The sequence below is a fragment of the Desulforamulus aeronauticus DSM 10349 genome, from assembly GCF_900142375.1.
Taxonomy (GTDB): domain Bacteria; phylum Bacillota; class Desulfotomaculia; order Desulfotomaculales; family Desulfotomaculaceae; genus Desulfotomaculum; species Desulfotomaculum aeronauticum.
On record NZ_FRAR01000005.1, the window covers coordinates 85,082 to 104,214 of the forward strand.

Annotated in this window: 16 protein-coding genes and 1 tRNA gene; 14 read left to right on the forward strand and 3 right to left on the reverse strand. The window is 40.6% G+C overall.

Annotated features, from left to right (window positions below):
• The first annotated feature begins 174 nt into the window (after positions 1–174).
• The gene (locus BUA78_RS01635; RefSeq protein ID WP_072910546.1) at positions 175–2,109 is read left to right on the forward strand and encodes a [Fe-Fe] hydrogenase large subunit C-terminal domain-containing protein; all 1,935 of its coding nucleotides are present in this window, start codon (positions 175–177) and stop codon (positions 2,107–2,109) included.
• Positions 2,110–2,344: 235 nt separating this feature from the next.
• Here the strand turns inward: BUA78_RS01635 and BUA78_RS01640 are convergent, their stop codons facing one another.
• Together BUA78_RS01640 and BUA78_RS01645 are read right to left on the reverse strand one after the other, a co-directional pair.
• Entirely contained in the window at positions 2,345–2,788 is a 444-nt protein-coding gene (locus tag BUA78_RS01640) for a gamma-glutamylcyclotransferase family protein (RefSeq protein ID WP_072910547.1), read from the reverse strand.
• Between the two features lie 174 nt (positions 2,789–2,962).
• Positions 2,963–3,289, reverse strand: coding sequence for a DUF1904 domain-containing protein (locus BUA78_RS01645; protein WP_072910548.1), 327 nt, complete (start codon positions 3,287–3,289; stop codon positions 2,963–2,965).
• A gap of 100 nt (positions 3,290–3,389) precedes the next feature.
• Between BUA78_RS01645 and truA the strand changes: the two genes are divergently transcribed.
• Positions 3,390–4,127 (forward strand): tRNA pseudouridine(38-40) synthase TruA, encoded by a 738-nt coding sequence (gene truA, locus BUA78_RS01650; RefSeq protein WP_072910549.1) that lies wholly within the window; start codon positions 3,390–3,392, stop codon positions 4,125–4,127.
• Between the two features lie 32 nt (positions 4,128–4,159).
• On the opposite strand, the gene BUA78_RS01655 is transcribed toward truA, so the two are convergent.
• On the reverse strand, positions 4,160–4,429 hold the full coding sequence (locus BUA78_RS01655; protein ID WP_238456678.1) for a hypothetical protein: 270 nt from the start codon (positions 4,427–4,429) through the stop codon (positions 4,160–4,162).
• 153 nt (positions 4,430–4,582) lie between these two features.
• On the opposite strand from BUA78_RS01655, the gene BUA78_RS01660 reads away from it, so the two are divergent.
• From BUA78_RS01660 to BUA78_RS01720, 12 genes are all read left to right on the forward strand, one after another.
• On the forward strand, positions 4,583–4,768 hold the full coding sequence (locus BUA78_RS01660) for a hypothetical protein (RefSeq protein ID WP_072910551.1): 186 nt from the start codon (positions 4,583–4,585) through the stop codon (positions 4,766–4,768).
• Positions 4,769–4,931: 163 nt separating this feature from the next.
• Positions 4,932–5,489 (forward strand): hypothetical protein, encoded by a 558-nt coding sequence (locus BUA78_RS01665; protein WP_072910552.1) that lies wholly within the window; start codon positions 4,932–4,934, stop codon positions 5,487–5,489.
• A gap of 94 nt (positions 5,490–5,583) precedes the next feature.
• Positions 5,584–5,666, forward strand: a tRNA-Leu gene (locus tag BUA78_RS01670).
• Between the two features lie 776 nt (positions 5,667–6,442).
• Positions 6,443–6,682 (forward strand): type II toxin-antitoxin system Phd/YefM family antitoxin, encoded by a 240-nt coding sequence (locus tag BUA78_RS01680; protein ID WP_072910554.1) that lies wholly within the window; start codon positions 6,443–6,445, stop codon positions 6,680–6,682.
• Positions 6,679–7,065 (forward strand): type II toxin-antitoxin system death-on-curing family toxin, encoded by a 387-nt coding sequence (locus BUA78_RS01685; RefSeq protein ID WP_072910555.1) that lies wholly within the window; start codon positions 6,679–6,681, stop codon positions 7,063–7,065. The genes BUA78_RS01680 and BUA78_RS01685 overlap by 4 nt, the downstream gene beginning before the upstream one ends.
• 471 nt (positions 7,066–7,536) lie before the next feature.
• Positions 7,537–10,287 (forward strand): HD domain-containing phosphohydrolase, encoded by a 2,751-nt coding sequence (locus BUA78_RS01690; RefSeq protein ID WP_238456679.1) that lies wholly within the window; start codon positions 7,537–7,539, stop codon positions 10,285–10,287.
• A gap of 86 nt (positions 10,288–10,373) precedes the next feature.
• The gene (locus BUA78_RS01695; protein ID WP_072910556.1) at positions 10,374–13,334 is read left to right on the forward strand and encodes a type III restriction-modification system endonuclease; all 2,961 of its coding nucleotides are present in this window, start codon (positions 10,374–10,376) and stop codon (positions 13,332–13,334) included.
• A gap of 48 nt (positions 13,335–13,382) precedes the next feature.
• Positions 13,383–15,299, forward strand: coding sequence for a site-specific DNA-methyltransferase (locus BUA78_RS01700; protein ID WP_338011591.1), 1,917 nt, complete (start codon positions 13,383–13,385; stop codon positions 15,297–15,299).
• Positions 15,300–15,424: 125 nt separating this feature from the next.
• The gene (locus BUA78_RS01705; protein ID WP_072910558.1) at positions 15,425–16,549 is read left to right on the forward strand and encodes a hypothetical protein; all 1,125 of its coding nucleotides are present in this window, start codon (positions 15,425–15,427) and stop codon (positions 16,547–16,549) included.
• Between the two features lie 192 nt (positions 16,550–16,741).
• Positions 16,742–17,203 carry a hypothetical protein gene (locus BUA78_RS01710; protein ID WP_072910559.1) on the forward strand — a complete coding sequence of 154 codons (462 nt, stop codon included), beginning with the start codon at positions 16,742–16,744 and terminating at the stop codon, positions 17,201–17,203.
• 228 nt (positions 17,204–17,431) lie between these two features.
• On the forward strand, positions 17,432–18,292 hold the full coding sequence (locus BUA78_RS01715; RefSeq protein ID WP_072910560.1) for a transporter substrate-binding domain-containing protein: 861 nt from the start codon (positions 17,432–17,434) through the stop codon (positions 18,290–18,292).
• A gap of 63 nt (positions 18,293–18,355) precedes the next feature.
• The gene (locus BUA78_RS01720; RefSeq protein ID WP_072910561.1) at positions 18,356–19,120 is read left to right on the forward strand and encodes an amino acid ABC transporter permease; all 765 of its coding nucleotides are present in this window, start codon (positions 18,356–18,358) and stop codon (positions 19,118–19,120) included.
• Positions 19,121–19,133: the final 13 nt, after the last annotated feature.

Sequence of the window (19,133 nt, forward strand, 5' to 3'; positions counted from 1 at the left end):
CCTATGCCTATAAAAGTAATTATTTAAGTTGTCAGGTTATTAGAAAGTTGTTTTAAAATATTGTCTAAGAAATGACCGAAAATGTGACAATTTTCATACACTAACAACAAAAAACTATGTTAAAATGACAATATAATCCATTGATAATAATTCACAATAGGGGGCTACTTCCAAGTGTTAAACGGCATTGTGTACACAGACAAGGAAAGATGTAGGGAGTGTTCCGCTTGTCTTCAGGTTTGTGCAACTAAATCCATTAAAATTAAAGATAGTAAAGCCGAAATTATCCAGGATAGTTGCTTAAACTGTGGGCTTTGCATGGGTGTTTGTAGTAAGAAGGCAAAACAATATAGAAAGAGTGTAAACAATGTCAGACAGCTTCTCTTAGACAGAAATTGTGCTGTTGTGCTGGCACCCTCCTATATAATTGTAGCCAGAAAAAAATATAACTGCAGTCCAGGACAATTTTGCGGTGCTTTAAAGAAACTAGGTTTTAAGCTGATTTACGAGTCCAGTTTTGGTGCGGATATCGTAACCAAGGTTTATCTTGATTACGTTAATCAACTAGTAAAGACAAAGGGTAAAGGGCATACTCATGTTATTACCAGTCCTTGCCCCTCCTTAATGAATTTTATTGAAAAACATACTCCAGAGCTCATCGAGGAATTTGCTCCAATACTGAGTCCTATGGCAGCCCAAGCTGTATTGGTAAAGCACTGGAATAAAGAGAATATTTCCATCATTGGAGCCAGTCCTTGTGTAGCAAAAAAATCGGAGTTATTGGATGACAAGCTAAGACTTTTTGAAGAGGTACTTACCTTTGAAGAAATTATTGAAATGTTCGATGAGGCTGGCATTAAACCGGCTAGCTTGGAGGAAGTAGAATTTGATGGTATGCAAGCCCTGTATGGTGCAGGATTCCCAATTTCCGGAGGATTAACTAAAACCCTGGAACAGTTTTCTGGAGGGTTAGAACTAAATCCTATTGGTAATGATATCCTTATCCTGGAGGGAGAAGAAAGAAGCCTGGAATTTTTAAGACACATGGCGGCAGATAAAAAAAGGGATAAAACCCTTGCAGATTATCCCACCCTCATTGATATTTTATATTGTGAAGGTTGTATCGTAGGGAAGGCAATGGGTGTGAAGGGTAACTTATTAGAGCATAAGAGGATTGTATCGGAGTATACCCAGAGCCGCTTTGAGAAAGTACAGCAGCAAGGTCTATTTAAAAAATACAAGGGGTATCGCTTCCTGACTAAAAATACCGTGGAAGCTCCTGAATTTAAACGCTGGATTGATGTGGTTGAGCAACTGATAAAGAATAATCAATTTACCAGAACCTGGGATAATAGATGTTACCATAAAAGTATACCCAGCGACGCGGAACTAAGAGTGATTCTGGAGCAGGACGGTAAGTATAGTCGGGAAGATGAATTGAATTGCCGAGCCTGTGGCTATAAAACCTGCCGTGAACGGGCAGTGGCGGTATTCAATGGGGAAAACAAACCTGGCGGCTGCATCGTTTACCAGAGGGACCTTGCAGAAAAGCTACATACTGAGGCTAAACAAGTAAACACACTTGTGAGAGAAAACACGGAAGCCCTTATTGCCACCACTAATGAAATTGTCCAGGGCAACCAAAGGAATGCTGAGATGTCCAGCCGTCTTTTAGGGGATATTACCCTGCATGGTGAGGAGATTAAGCAACTGCAGGAAAAAATTAATACAGTCATTAAAACTTTCAGCTATTTTTCTGAGATGGCAGATAACATTTCCGGCATTGCCGATCAAACGAAGATGCTAAGTCTGAACGCTCAAATTGAGGCAGCTAGGGCTGGTGAGCACGGCAGAGGCTTTGCCGTAGTAGCTGGAGAGGTTATGAAGCTATCTAATGATACTCACGAGAAATTGAAATCCGTAAATATGTATAAGTCTGAAGTAAACGGTAACCAAAGAGAACTGGACGAACTCATTCAAAAGCTAATCGATGAATCTATACAGGTACAGGAATTAGCCAATTCATCCGCAGGGGTGGCACAGGAAATCACCGCCTCTTCCGAGGAGCTATTTGCTGCCACCGAGAACTTAAAGTCTATCATCAAATAAAAAGCACTGACATTAGGGTATCCATGGATACCCTAATGTCAGTTTTAGGCAACTTAAGCATGTATTTTGTAAAGAGGTCTGTAAGGAAGTATCTATTGTGGGATTTTGCACGGCTGATTCTGTGGGAAGGGCTGCTAATTATGCAGCCCTTCTGCTTGGCATATCAGAAAAGGATACTCCTGTATAACGACAAACTGGCCCCCACCAACGTCTTATAGTATAGGGCATAACCTATTTAGTCACTCTCTTTTACTCGATTTAGCTCATGTAAAAATCTGGCCCAATCTCCGTCCGGAATAACAACACCATGTTCCTTTAGCCATGCTGTCTTGGAGCGAGGCCACAGGTACATATGGGCCTTTACCACTTCTCCTGTTTCTATCAATTCCACATCTTTAATCTCCCGAATCAAGTGGCTTTGACTGTCCACTCCCGTATATTTTTGAATCTCATCAATTTGGGGTAATATGATAGGCATCTCCCTAGTAACAAACAGGACTCCTTTAATTTCACCTTCACCGTTATCCGTTACAACCGGATAGCCATCCTCCGGCAGAAAATACATAGCTCCTTTGGTGCGGGCCACATGGACCTGGGGTTTATACGCTTCCACAAAACGCTGGTAGTTCTCTAAACCAGGAAGTAAGGTGCCAAAAACAAATAAATTATTTAAATACATAGCAAACACCCTTTCAATTTAGTACCACCCGGACTGTTTCTATGTTATATGTTCTTCTCATATACTATTTTCCCTGTTGCAGGAAACTTTGTTTATAATAAGGACAGCCAAAAATAAACCCAGGCCAACTGCCTGAGAGATAAAAAGAGCTAATTTTCCATTTCCTTGATTTCTTTAAAAATGTTGTCCATTTTCATAATAGCGGTTTTTTTCCAGAGGAGTAAACATAATATCCACACTTTCATAACCCGCTCGTTGCATGGCTTTGGTTACTGCCAATGCCACTTGATCTTGCACCTCCTGCCCCCGATCAAACCAAGCGATCTCGACAAAGGGGTAACCCTTGGATCGTTGACCATCCAAGATAAAAGTGGACGTTAGGCATTCTAACGTTAAATCACTCCGGGGGCAGCCAATAATTCCCTGCAGTTCATCCAACATTTCGGTACTGACGGGCAGAATTTTTTCAGTCTCGACACCTCTTAATAACAGCTGAGGCATGATTTCATCTCCTTATGTTATAATAACAACACGATAATACTATTCTACCTTAAAGAGGAAACTATGCCACACAAATTTTTGACCGAAAGAGAGTCTAGGGATGTGCAACTTTAAATTAACCATTCAGTATGATGGCTCCAGATACAAGGGCTGGCAGCGATTAGGTAACACTGATAACACGTTGCAAGGTAAGATCGAGCAGGTGTTGTCCAAAATGACTGGGGAAGAAATTGAAATCATTGGCTCGGGCCGTACCGATGTGGGGGTACACGCACAGGGTCAAGTGGCTAATTTTAAAACCAGCAGCACCAAAAGAACTGCTGAAATACAGCAATACCTTTACCACTACCTTCCCGAGGATATTGTTGTTACGGATATAAAGGAAGTAGACGAGCGATTTCATGCTAGATACCATGCTGTAGCGAAGCAATATATTTATAAAATATGGAATGCCCCTTACCATAACCCCTTTCTTCGGAAATATGTGGAGCATATTTCCGAACCTTTAGACTTGGCAGCGATGCAGCTGGCTACTTCTTATCTGTTAGGTCAACATGATTTTTCTGCTTTTGTATCCTCTCGCTCCAAGAAAAAATCTAACATAAGAGAAATATACAGTATTGATATAACAAAGGAAGAGTGCTTAGTAGAAGTAACCTTTCGTGGTAACGGCTTTTTGCATAATATGGTCCGTATCATCACGGGCACTCTCTTGGAGGTGGGCTTGGGCAGGATGAAACCAACTCAACTCAAAGAAGTTCTAGAGAAAAGAGATCGAAACTTAGCTGGCCCCACAGCGGCAGCCAAAGGGTTACATCTGGTGCAAGTTTATTATTAAAGCTAACCCCTGCCGAGACGGCAGGGGTTTTATCAGCTTTGTACGGTAATATCTACATACTCAGTGTGGGTGTAGCCTTCCTGGTCGCATTGAAAGGCGTAACATAGAAAATCTTCTACGTTATCAAAGGATTTTCCGTCTGACACCCGGGTTACTAACTGTTCATAACCGTCATAGTGGAACGCTTCGGGGTTACCAGAAATAGGATATGCTGTAAAAGCTAATTGTCCTGTTCCAATATTTTTCAAATATTGGGCGAACTCATCCAAAGTAGTTAAACGAATTTTCTCCTGCTCCGGCAATGCTATCCCTCCTGTAGTATTATGCAGTATTCTTTATAAGGTGACCCTAATTTGCTAAAAAAATTCTTTCTTTTGGGGTTCCGATTGAAATTCTTCGTAGACGGTTACAATAATGACCAACAACAATTACCCATTAAATAAAGGGGGGGTACGGTGAACGAAAAAAATTACGAAAGTGAAAAATATGTGGTCCTAAAAAAAGATGAAGCAGGCAATGTGATAGAGTCTACCATTCCTCTGCCCAAGGAATATATCGAGGAACTAGTACCACCTTTTCCAGTGGACAACAATACCTTTGTAGAACCTTTTAATAAGGAAACGGAAAAAACAGAAGAATGAGTGAAGTGATGGGTGACTTAGCCCATCACTTTATTTTTACAAATCCTAGCGTAGATATGATTAAGATATTTTCTCCCTATAAAAGTTATGGTAAAATGATTGTGCAATTAATACATAGTATAATCGAAAAACTTAAAAGCTCTTATCAAATAGAGGTGTTCCTATGAAAAAGTACCTCAGTATGATCTTTTTGAGTATTATCACCGTAACGATAATTGCTCAAAATCTAGAGCAGCATCCGAATTGGCAAAACTATATCTGTGCCATCATTTTGCTCCTGCCAATAATTTTCATGTACCATTGCTATTTTATTCTATTTCCCAAGGCAATGAATAAAAGTGATTCTCTTTTAGTTGCAGTTAAAATCATTTTATCTTCTTTGGAAGAAACCGTATTAGATAAACAATTGAAAAGTAACGTAAAAAATAAAATTAATGATTCCTTACTGCTTCTTGGTGCAACCATGGAAGAAAGAAGGGAACACCTAGCTAATCCTGCATTATTTAGATTGACGAAGAAAAGTTCCTTAGAAAATGCTTGGCGAAAATTTTTTTTGGATGCCTTTTTAGCAATTGAAAGGGACTTAAAAGACGAAACCTTATCAAAGTGGACCTTTAAAAAGATACAAAACAAAATGAATGAAGATTTACACGGGCAAAGCGTTAAGAAGATTCTAAAAGAAATGCTAAGGGATAGCCAGTACTCCTTTCTATGTAAATAAAACCGAAAAATTTAATAAAAACCACACATTTCTTATTTAAACTTCTTGCCTCACAATACCTGTCATGCTATAATAACACTTGCGATTAAGACATGTCGGAGTGGCGGAATTGGCAGACGCGCACGTTTGAGGGGCGTGTGGGAGACCATGCGGGTTCAAGTCCCGCCTTCGACACCATAAGAAGAAGGTCGTCGATTTTTTATCGACGACCTTCTGTTATGTCTAACTTTCCTAGGAACACACACAAAGTATTGGCGATGCGCGAATCCTAATTTTTCTCACCTCCTCACTACATATTATTCTTTGCTAGTCGAAAGTATTCACCTACCTAACACTGAATTTAAGCCTGGAAAGAATACAGACACTTCTATAAAATACGAAACTGGTATATGCTAATCTTAGAAAGTCAGCTATGTGCTGTGGATTGAAATAGTGTAAGGTATGTGAAATGAAACTACCGGGCGTTTGAACATGAGAACAGGGAAACCAGCTGGTTTCCCTGTTCTCATGTTCTATATATTGTTAAGAACCAGCCGACAAACTTAAGCATCCCCGTCTTGTCTCGATAGGCACGTTTGCGTGCAAACACAATGGAATATCTGTTTGCTTGTGGTCGTAAATCCCTATTTTACATGGGTTTCCGAGTTTGTCGTTATGAGCATTCTCACCAAGGCATTACATATTGGGATGTAGTTTAAATCTACATCCCCTTTATGCTTTTTTAGCGGGTCACTGAACCATTTAATGGTAGTCTTTGGGTTAAATTCTATCTTTCTGATGAAAAGCCTCACGAATTGCCATTTTTCAGTTTCTTTTAGTTCTTTTTGCAGGCCGGCTGATTTTTCTATTAGAAAGACATAATTGAGCATAAAGAGGGGGAAACACCTAAAATAATAGGTTAAATAAATCCTAAATATAGTATACTGTAAATAAAAAATAAAGAAGGTGCTGCTATGAATATCAATACCGATTGTATTGTAAGCATTTCCGATGCGAACCAGAATTTTTCTAAAGTGGCCCGGCTGGTAGATGAAAAAAAGAAAGTTATTGTCATGAAAAATAACAAGCCAAGATATTTGATCATAGACTTTGAGGATTACGAAGCCCAACGGGCTGAGGAACAGAAACTGGATATCATCGCTGATAAAATCCTGGAAAAGAATCTAAACGCTTTTAAGAGGTTAGCCGAATGAAATGGCTTTCGATTGATTATATTCTTAAGCTACATGGAAAAATGTCCCAGAGAACCGGCGGGGCCACAGGACTCAGGGATATTAGTTTACTGCAATCGGCTATTTATAACGCCCAAGCTACCTTTGATGGGCAGGATCTTTACCCCGATATCGAAAGTAAAATTGCGGCTGTTTGTTACGGTGTAATAAACAATCACCCTTTTGTGGATGGCAACAAGCGGCTGGGGATATATTTAATGTTAATTCTACTGGATTACAATGATTACCCCATCGAATTTCACGAGGATGAACTGGTGGATTTAGGTTTTGCCATTGCAGAGGGTATAATATCCAAGGAATATATCTCGCGTTGGATCCAAGAACATGCTATCCTTCCCACCTGACCCGCTAGCCACGACCATCTGCTAAAAGCAACTGAATTCTAATTTGCCTGCAGGTTGTAAGGAATGTCGGGTGAACTCGTAAAATCTTTTTCCATCATTGATTCAGAAATTAACCTGCACAATGTATGTCCTGCGTGAAAAACGCAGGACATACTCTATTTTTAGGGCATTTTTGAACTCATTCCAAAGTACTTTTAGGGTGTGTTACGGGCGAAACTAAATTTGACAATTCAGATAACACCATTCCATAGCAGAGTTTCAAAGATTCCTGCCAAAATTTATCAATAAGTCTTGAAAAACGCTCAGTTGCCGTGTCAAAATAAATTTAAATCAACTGATCACTACATTCGACAGTTGGTGCTGGAAAAGTGCCTAACCACTTTGCAGAGGGAGGGGGCTTATTCGGCACCTTCTTTATTACAATCCATACAAATAAAACATTCGATTAGGTGCTGCGAAGGGGGGAGCCAGATGAAGGATATAAAGCAAAAGAATGAGCCAGTGCTGGGGAAAAAGTCGGTTCTGGTGTTAGTTTTGTGCAGTCTTCTGTTTGTGTCTTCCATCATCCTGCTTTTCATGCAGCAAAAGCAGAGGCTGAATGAGGAGTTCGAAAGCATGGTGACCAGCAGCCTAAACATTCATACCCACAACAACGCCGCTCGGATCAATCAGGTTATCACGGACGCAAGCAGCACCATACGGGCGGCGGAAGCCATGCCCCGGTTTATTGACGGCCATTGGTCCCAAGGATTTTTAGAGCAAATAAACGTCATGAACCCTACCCATGCCATCGAATATATCACCCGGGAGGAGATGGTGGCGGGTGCTTTGGAAAGGGAAACCTATCAGCGGTTGAACCGGGGTGAAACCGTGGTGAGCGACATACGCTATTACGAACCCTTGGCGGGCTATTATTTTTCCGTGATTACGCCGCTGCTGGAGGATGGCGGAGTAACGGGTGCTCTATATACCCGCATACAGGCGGACGGCTTGCTCCCGGAGATTTCCGATAGCGCCGTCTACAAGCACGTGCAAAGCTGTCTAGTCACCTCCGATGGGCGCATCATCTTTAACACATATGAACCGAACCAAAAAGGCAACCTGTTCACCGATTTAGGAAAATATGGCCTGACTCGGGCGGAAGTGAACCAAATTGCTAGCATCATCAGTAGCCGGGATATGGACAGCACCACATTCAACCGCAAGGGAGAAACCTACTTCGTATCTGCGGATCAATTGGAGTATAACGATTGGCATCTGGTAACCTTTGTGCGGGGGCCGGACGTACTGTTGCGTTCGGAGCGTATCTTTAAAGATGTGGTAGGTACTAGCATTGCATCCATCCTGCTGACCACCGTGGTAGGTTGCATTGTATTTATCATGCTTCTTTCCAGCAGAAAAAGATTGGAACAGGCGCAGCGGTGCTATGTTATGCTGGCCCAGCGGCTTCAGGCCATGTTCAATCAGCACAATGCAATCCAACTGATTTTCGATCCTGCTTCTAGATGTATCATGGACGCAAACCCTGCGGCCTGCAAGTTTTACGGCTATTCCAGAGAAGAGCTTCTCAGCCTAAAGATTTCGGATATTAATATGCTTCCATCCGATCAGCTTGAGAAAAGATTTCAAAGTTTAAATGAACAAAACCACTGTTCTGCTGTCCCCTATCGCTTAAAAAGCGGAGAGACTAGGCTGTTGGATGTCTATTCCAGCCCCATTATTGACGGGGAAAGTAAACTACTCTATTCCATTATTTTTGACGCGACGGATCGAGAAATGTATCGTAATGAGCTAATGAAGGAAAAGGAATTGCTTGAGACGACGCTGCGGTCAATCGGAGATGGCGTAGTCACAACGGACAACGGTGGCATGATCACCAGCCTGAACGGTGTGGCCCAGGAATTAACGGGCTGGGATAACAATGCGGCGATTGGCAGGCCTTTTAGCGATGTATTTATCCTGCAAAATGAAGATACCAAGCAGCCGATAGAGAATCCAATCCAAAAGGTACTCGAAACAGGTCGAATTGTTGGTCTTGCGAATCACACAGAGCTGATAAATCGTCATGGACAGTGCCTCCCAATTGCCGACAACGCTGCACCCATAAAAACAAAAGATGGACAGACTAACGGCGTTGTGATGGTATTCCGTGATGTCAGCAGTGAAAAAGAGCATAGTAAGCAAATTAAGTTTTTAAGCTATCATGATCCTTTGACCGGTCTTTACAACAGGCGCTACATAGAGGAAGCAATGATCCGACTGGATAGGGCAGAGTATCTGCCAGTTTCTGTAATTATGGGGGATGTCAACGGCCTTAAAATCACAAATGATGTATTTGGACACAGAACCGGAGATGTTTTGCTGAAAAATGTAGCCAGGCTATTGGAAAAGAACTGTAAAGGGGATGATTTAATCGCTCGCTTGGGCGGCGATGAATTCGTTATTTTAATGCCCAAGACAAGCTTAAAAGCAGCGGAAGCAGTTATTCACAGAATTAAAAATACTCATATCGCCATGGAAGGCAGCAACCTGTCCCTTAGCCTATCCCTTGGCTGCGCCAGCAAAGGTACGATGGAAAGCAGTATCCAGGCTGCCATACAGGAAGCTGAGGAATATATGTATCACCAGAAGCTTTTAGACGGCAAGAGCTATCGGAATGCAATCATCAGTACTTTGCTTGCTACACTCTATGAAAAGAGCAATGAGACTGAGGGTCATTCAAAGCGGATAGAAAAATACTGTCATGCCATAGGAAGAAAGATTCAGCTTTCTTCAAAAGAGATGGATGAGCTTTCCTTGCTTGCTCTCCTGCATGATATCGGGAAGGTCAGTATTAATCCAAATATCTTGCAAAAGTCCGGTACTCTTACCTCTGCAGAATGGGACGAGATGAAACGGCACCCTGAAATCGGTTATCGTATTGCCCAGGCGACCCCCGATCTGGCAATTGTCTCAGACTTTATCCTTTCACACCACGAACGCTGGGACGGAGAAGGTTATCCGCGTGGATTAAAAGGAGAAGAAATCCCTCTCGTTTGCCGCATTCTGGCGGTGGTGGATGCCTTCGATGCCATGACCAACGACCGTGTATACAGGAGGGCCATGACTGTCAAAGAAGCAATCCTGGAACTTGAAATAAACGCTGGTAACCAATTTGATCCAGAGGTTGCAAGTCTTTTAATCGAGATCATTATGAACGAAGATGATGGCGCCAGTAAATAGGCTATGCCTGCAAATTGAGTACCTAATCAAGAAGATAATGGTTAAAAATTTTAGAAGTTGCTTACAGGCGAGAGATAGGTGAAAAGATGAAACTACAGTTTGACAAGGATTTATCCTATCAAAAACAAGCGGTAGCTGCGGTAGTGGATTTATTTAAAGGACAAACTCTTATGCAAGCTAACTTTACGGTCACTGACTGGGATCAACAAATTGGTATGCTAGACACCGGTCATGGTGTAGGCAATAAGCGGGAGCTAGATGAAGCGGCTATTCTAAAAAATCTACAAGCCGTGCAATTAAGGTATGGTTTAGCCCAGACTAAAATGCTTGGGAAAGGCAAATACGACTTTGCTGTGGAAATGGAAACCGGCACAGGGAAAACCTATGTCTATCTCCGCACCATTTTAGAGTTGAACAAGAACTATGGCTTTACCAAGTTCATTATCGTTGTACCCTCCATCGCCATTAAAGAAGGGGTCTATAAATCTTTGCAAGTTACCAAGGAACATTTTAAAGACCTCTACGATAATTGCATCTATGAGTTTTTTATCTACCATAGTGAAAAACTGGAGCAGGTGCGTAATTTTGCGGTTAGTGACAATATCCAGATCATGATCATTAATATTGATGCTTTCCGTAAAAGTTTTGAGAATACCGGTAAAGAAAGTAAGGCCAATATCATTCACCGTAGAAACGATCGCATGAATGGTATGAAACCCATTGAATTAATTCGGGAGACCAACCCGATCGTGATCATTGATGAACCTCAATCGGTGGACACCACACCCAAGTCCAAAGAAGCTATAAAATCCCTCAATCCCCTGTGTACCTTACGCTATTCTGCTACTCATGTGGATAAACATAATTTGGTGTACAAACTGGATTCGGTAGATGCCTATGAACTGGGCTTAGTCAAACAAATCGAGGTAGCCGGCTTAGAATCTAAGGATTATCATAATAACGCCTATTTAAAGCTGGTCAGTGTGGATAATAAAAAATCCCCCATTACGGCTAAAATCGAAATTGATGTGCACAGGAAAGGCCAGGTTCAGCGTAAAACCGTCACGGTAAAACAGGGAGATAATTTATACGAGAAATCCGGCAGTCGAGATGTTTATCAGGACTATATCGTGAATGAAATCTACTGTGTCCCAGGCCAGGAATATGTTAATTTTACCAGCAAACAGGAAATCTTACGCATCGGTTTATCACTGGGGGATATCGATGACCTAGCCATCAAGCGTCAGCAAATCCGTAAGACTATTGAAGAACATTTAGATAAAGAGCTACGTTTTAAGGATCTGGGAGTCAAGGTTCTTAGTCTTTTCTTTATCGATCGGGTGGCTAACTACCGCTATTACGATGAACAAGGGAATCCCCGGCAGGGTAAATACGCCATCATCTTTGAAGAGGAATACAAGGATTTAATTACTTTGCCCAAGTATCGTACACTATTGGGGGATATTGATGTAGATAGTGCCCTGGCAGGAGTTCATAATGGTTATTTTTCCCAGGATAAGAAAGGGACATTTAAGGATACCAGTGGGAAAAGCCAAGCCGATGAGGATGCCTACAATCTCATCCTGCGGGATAAAGAAAAATTATTAAGTTTTGCTACCAAGCTGCGCTTTATTTTCTCCCACTCAACTTTGCGAGAAGGCTGGGATAACCCCAATGTATTTCAAATCTGTACCCTCAATGAAACCTCCTCTGAGGTAAAAAAACGCCAGGAAATTGGCCGGGGGTTGCGCCTTTGTGTCAATCAGCAGGGCGAGCGCCTGCGTGGCTTTGGAATAAACATTTTAACGGTAATGGCCAATGAAAGCTATGAAAGTTTTGCCAAAGGCTTGCAGGAAGAGATTGAAAGGGAAGAAGGCATTAAATTCGGCGTGATAGAAACCCACTTCTTTGCCAACCTTTCTCTCAGGCAGCCAGAGGGAGACTTTATCTATCTAGGTCGGGAAGCATCGGAACAACTATACAAATTCTTTGTGGCCAGGGAATATATTGATGTCCGGGGAAAAGTGCAGGATAAGTTGAAAACGGCTCTCAAAAATAACGCTCTGGAGCTGCCCAAGGCGTACGAATCTGCCAGAACTGACATTGTAACCCTTGTTAAGAAGGTTAGCGGTACCCTACCTATTAAAAATACCGCCGACAGACAGAAAGTCAGTTTGAATAAGCAGGTATTCCTGAGCGAAGAATTCAACTTACTTTGGGATAAAATTAAGTATAAAACCACCTATGCTGTTGATTTTGATAGCAAGAAACTTATCGACAAGTGCTGTGGAGAAATACAAAACAATGTACGCGTTGAAGCAGCCAGGCTCATCTATACCAAAGCAACCTTGGATATTGCCGCCGGGGGCGTTGCAACCACTGAAAAAAAACGAGAATCGGTGCTGACTACCAACCTGCGGGAAACCCTGCCGGACATTATCTCCTTTTTGCAAAATGAAACCAGCCTTACCCGTAGGACCATCGTAGATATCTTACTAAAAAGCAATACGTTGCACCTGTTTAAGAAAAATCCTCAAAAATATATGGATAAGGTAGCCAAAATTATTTCCACACAAATGCGGTTGTTTATTGTGGATGGTATCAAATACACCAAAATTGGTGATAAAGAATATTACGCCCAGGAGCTATTTCAGGATAAGGAGCTCTTCGGCTATCTCTCAAAAAATATGCTGGAGAGTTCTAAATCTGTTTATCAGTATGTGATTTACGATTCCGCCAATGAAGCCGGTTTTGCCGAAAGGTTTGAGCATAACCCAGGGGTTAAACTCTATGCCAAGCTACCAAATTGGTTTAAAATTTCTACCCCTCTGGGAAGTTATAACCCCGATTGGGCGGTGCTAATTGAAAAGAATGGTGAGCAAAAGCTCTATTTTGTGTTGGAAACCAAGGCTACTATTTTACCTGAGGCACTAAGGCCTACGGAGTATGCAAAAATGAAGTGCGGCTATAAACACTTTGAAGAACTGGGGCATGGTGTAGCATTTAAAGATGTAGATAATTTTAAGACATTTATCGAAGAAGTGTAGGGAATGGTTTTCAATAGTTTGCGGTTCAGGAGTATGGGGGGTATTCACTTGGAGGAGGACAACAATATGTTGGAAGCATCCCTTAATGGCACGAGTTTAGACCTGGTTTCAGAAAATGTAAAGAAACTGAAGATACTCTTCCCGGAAATTGTGACTGAGGATAAAATCGATTTTGCAATGCTGCAAGCAGTTTTAGGTCAACATATAGATCATGCTAATGAACGGTATAGTTTTACTTGGCAAGGTAAAGTCCAGGCCTTGCGATTATCGCAAACTCCGTCCACTGGGACGCTGCTACCTTGCCAGGAGGAGAGCAAGGACTGGGATACCACACAAAACCTCTATCTGGAGGGAGACAATTTAGAGGTTTTAAAACTGTTGCAAAAGGCCTATCACAATAAAGTGAAAGCTATTTACATAGATCCACCCTATAATACAGGTAATGATTTTGTTTATTCCGATGATTATAGAGATAACCTAGAAAACTACCTACGCCTGACCGGGCAAAAAACGGAGGATGGCTTAAAGCTTTCTACCAATAGTGAAAAAGCGGGTCGCTATCATACCAACTGGTTAAATATGATGTATCCACGCTTACGATTAGCCAGGAATTTACTGACAGACGATGGCGTGATCTTTATCAGTATTGATGATAACGAGCTGGATAACGTAAAGAAGCTTTGCAATGAAGTTTTTGGAGAAAACAACTTTATTGATATCTTCTCCTGGGTTAAAACGGAGACCCCTGCCAACCTGTCTAAAAAAACCAAAAAGGCAGTGGAATATATCCTTTGCTATGAAAAAAATAAAAATGACCACAAGTTCAAAGGATTGAGAAAAGAAAGTAAAAGTAGTAACGGACTGCTGAATCAAAGCAATGCGGTGAAAAGATTAGTATTTCCTAAGCAGGTGGTAGATACTTCTTTAGCAGATGGGGTGTATCAGGCTGGCCAATATGGTACCAGCAGTTACAAGATAATCTTACTGGAGGACACAGAGGTTAAAGACGGGTATTTCACTAAGGATGTCATTTTGGAAGCCAATTTTAAGTGGGGCCAGGATAAATTAAATAAGGAAATAGAGGCGGGGACGAAAATTTCGATTAAGACCATCGCATTCTCGCCCTCTTATGAAAAGAAGGAATATGAACCTGAGGTTCCCTGGAATTTAATTAATCGAAGCTTCAACGTAAAAACCAATGAAGAGGCCAGTAAGGAATTGGAGCGATTATTTGGCTTTAAAGTTTTTGATTATCCGAAACCTGTCAGCCTAGTAAAATATCTTCTGAATTTTAATGTTGGTCAGCATGATGTAGTTCTGGACTTCTTTTCAGGTTCTGCCACCACAGCCCAAGCGGTATTGCAGCTAAACGCTGAAGATGGGGGTAACCGAAGATTTATCATGGCGCAACTGCCCGAACCCTGCGCTCTGACTTCAGAAGCTGTCAAGGTAGGATATAAAAATATCTGTGAAATAGGCAAAGAACGTATTCGTCGGGCAGGGGCAAAAATGAAAGCAGAACAAGGGAGTGCAGTGGAGGGGCTGGACATAGGTTTTAAAGTATTCAAGCTGGCTAGTTCCAATTTTAAAAAATGGAACCCCGATTTGGCCGATTTGCAAACAAGCCTGGAAGATATGATTTCAAACTACGTTCAGGGACGGACTGAAATGGATGTGGTCTATGAAATTATGCTGAAGTATGGCATCGATCTCGCCGTCCCAATGGAGGAATATGATGTTAACGGCAAAAAACTTTATTCCCTAGGTTTTGGCTCCCTGGTGATTTGCCTGGACGATGATATTACCACAGCTCTAATCGATAGTATCATTCAGCTTAAGGATAAACTAGCCCCCGAAAAGATGCGGGTGGTTTTTAAAGATAACGGTTTTAGAAACGATGCAGTAAAAACCAATAGTAAAGAAATTCTTAAACAAGCCAGAATTGGGGAGTTTGTCACGATATAGTTGGAGAATGCCAAAATAGTAATCTCCCCACTTGATTAATCGTGTTATTTGTGTTTCTTGTCAAGGATAAAAAATTATATTATTCTATGTAGAATGGTTAAATATAGTCTTAAAAGGTGAGTCTGGTGGAATTTGAAGCCAAACTAGAACAGATTGAGATATTGCAAAGTAATCATGTTACATTATTTAGAAACTACATCCAGAAAAAATTTCCTACGGCTAGTCCAGAAGAGAGATCCATCATCTTAGCCGATGCAGTTTATAAAGCAATGAATAAGCATATCGAAGAATTTGATACAAAGATCAGGGATAGGGTTAAACATGAGGTTCTTAAACGAGCTGTAATGAAAGATAATTACAATATCAAGGGAACGGATATTTTTTATGCTTGTCTTGCTCTAAAAGATACGGAAGAGGAGCTTAAAGAATCGTTAGTCATTTGGCTGAATAACAAATGTAATTCTTCCATTAAAAAGGAATATCTTGATCAATTGTATCGCAGGCAGTCCACTTCTTCTGACGAATGGATAGAATATGACCTAGGCCGAGCCGGGACCTTTAAAAACAAGGTATTGTTACTGCAACAATTGCTAGATAGGATTCATGTTACTTATACTTATGTAAAGCAAAAAATTACTGCTAGAAAGCTAGCTTATTCTAGGGTAGTTGCTTCATTTTTGATAACAACCGTTTTTATTACCTATTTAGCCATTGGAAATATGGATGATGTATTTTTAGAACAAAATAATTCTAAAAATGCACAGGCGGAAGAGGTCACTGGAAAACAAATAAGTAACAGTAGTTTGCCTAATTATTTAAGATATAGGGAGGTCGATAAAGATAGTTTAGTTACATATTTAGTAAGGAAGAACTCCCTACTAAGCGAAGAAAAATATATTTCTGCAATCATTCAAGCTTCCTTTGAACTGGATGTTAACCCATTACTATTAATTGCGATTACGGGTCAGGAACAAGCCTATGTTCCTAAAAATCACAGTAATGCAGCCATTATTGCTAATAATCCATTTAATGTTTTTGGCAGTTGGCAAGTCTATAACACGGATATTCTTGATTCAGCCAGGATTGCTGCAAGAACTGTGGTAGAACTCAGTAAGAATAGACCTCAAGCAATAGATCCAATAGTTTGGATTAATCATAAATATGCTGAAGACAAGAGATGGCATGAAGGAGTTAACAAGAACTTTGCGGATATAAACCGAGAAGTAAAGACCATGGTAGATTCTTTGTAAATTGGCATGTACCTAGTAGAGGGTAACCATTCGTCAATGCAATTATTATCCAGCTTGTTGTTAGAAGGTATAGTACCTTTGGCTATTGAACATAATAAATGTTATTCTTTATAAGAAAGCGGGAATAAGTATGGCCATTATTGGGACAGGTTCTGCCGGATTTGACTGTACCGTTGGATGTGACGAGATTCCGTGGGCTGGATAGTATTTTTCTTTGCGGCCTGGTTGCTGGCGTTATTATTAGTACCAATAAAAGAGTGGAGGAAATTGTGGCCTGCTGGCATAGTTGGCCTAATCCTTTTATATCTCATTGACATATTATTAATCAAGCTGGGAGCTATTAGTTACAGGACAGATCATACATTATTATATAAATTAGTTGGCTTGCCCACATTTTATTGGACCAGTGCATTTCCTGCTGCTATGATACTAGTTTATCATTATCCCTCCCAAAATTGGCAAAGGGTTCTTTATATCCTTTTTACAGCAGGACTTTTTCTAGGGCTTGAAATAATAATGGGCTGGTTAGGATACTTTTATCCTAGGCAATGGTCATCAGTAATAGCTTATTGTTTAGATGTCGGTGGTTTTTTGGTGGTAATATCGCTGTCTCGATGGGTTTTGGCATTGATGATGAACATCAAAAATCAATAGATATAATCCTCCTGTTTTTAAGCAACCTTGTGAAGCCCTTTTCCTCAGAAGAAAAGGGCTTCACAAGTGAAACTACTCAGATTATTCTTGAAACTACTTGGAAAAAATGATAAAATTACTAAGTTGAATTGACAAGCTTAGACAGTTTTCAATCAATTAAGTACCAAGTGGGGTCGGCATTATAATTCCAAAATACATGTTAAATTTATTGTGGGGGAGAGGGTTAGTATGAGAAAGAAATTGTCATTATTCTTAGTAATGGCTCTATCAGCGGTTATGCTATTAACCGGGTGTGGGTCAAGTAGCAGTCCAGAACCGACAAAAGAACCGGCAAACGAGCCAGCAGCCACCAAGGGTGGAACCTTTAAGATTGGTCTGGAATGTGGTTATGCACCATTCAACTGGACTCAAATGGATGGGTCCAATGGTGGTGTTAAAATTGATGGCAATGCAGAATATGCAGGTGGATACGATGTAGAAATCGCTAAAAAGATTGCTGAAGGTTTAGGAAAAGAATTAGTTATTGTTAAGACCGAATGGGATGGTCTGGTACCGGCATTAACTTCAGGCAAAATTGATGCCATTATCGCAGGTATGTCACCTACCGCAGAACGTAAGCAGACCATTGACTTCTCAGATAACTACTATAAATCAAACTTAGTTATGGTTGTTAAAAAAGGTGGAAAATATGAGGGAGCTACTGCTATCCAAGATTTCAAAGGAGCGAAAATAACGGCTCAATTAAATACATTCCACTATTCAGTAATTAAACAAATTGAAGGTGTAGCCCAACAGCCGGCTATGGATAATTTCCCAGTGATGAGAGTTGCTCTTGAATCGGGGATTATTGATGGGTATGTCTCAGAACGCCCAGAAGGTGTTAGTGCAACAGCCGCTAACGACAAATTTGCCATGGTAGAATTTAAAGAGGGATTCAATACCTCCGATGATGATACCGCAATTGCCGTGGGTGTGGTAAAAGGGAGCCCCTTAACTGAACAAATTAATAAAATTTTAGCAGGCATCTCAGAGGAAGAACGTACAAGTATTATGGATACTGCTATCAAGAATCAACCTGCAGCTAAATAATAATTATGTAAAACCGGGTGCCTTAAGCACCCGGTTTTATAACGATATTAAAGGAGGACTAAGATGAGCTTTGAGTGGATAATCAAAATTATTTTAGAAAATGGTCCAATGTTCATTCGTGGCGCAGGTATTACCCTTTTAATTTCCATTACTGGTACCATCTTAGGTTCCCTTATTGGTTTAATAGTAGGTGTTATACGTACTATGCCAATGCCTGAACGGGGATCAAAAAGAGTAGCTCTGAAAGTTACCAATGCTATTCTTTCTGCTTATATAGAATTCTTCCGTGGAACACCTATGATTGTGCAAGCGATGGTTATTTTTTACGGTTCCGCTTTAGCCTTTGGGTGGGATATGGACCGATTAGTTGCAGCTATCTTTATCGTATCGATTAATACAGGGGCTTATATGTCAGAAATTGTTCGTGGTGGTATTATTTCCATCGATAGAGGACAATTTGAAGCGGCTCATGCGATTGGCATGAATCACATTCAGACAATGCTAAACGTTGTGTTACCACAAGTAATTCGGAATATTTTACCAGCAACAGGTAATGAATTTGTAATTAATATCAAAGACACCTCAGTACTTAACGTAATCTCTGTAACAGAATTATATTTCCAGACAAAATCGGTAGCTGGCAATAACTTTAGGTATTTTGAATCTTTTTTCGTGGCCTGTATTATTTATTTTATAATGACCTTTACAGTAACAAGAATTTTACGTTTTATCGAAAAGAAATTAGATGGTCCGGAAAATTACATCTTGTGTGGTAATCAAATGCAAGTAGAAAGACCTGAAGATATGTTGCGAAGAACAAAACCGTGATGAAAATAATAAT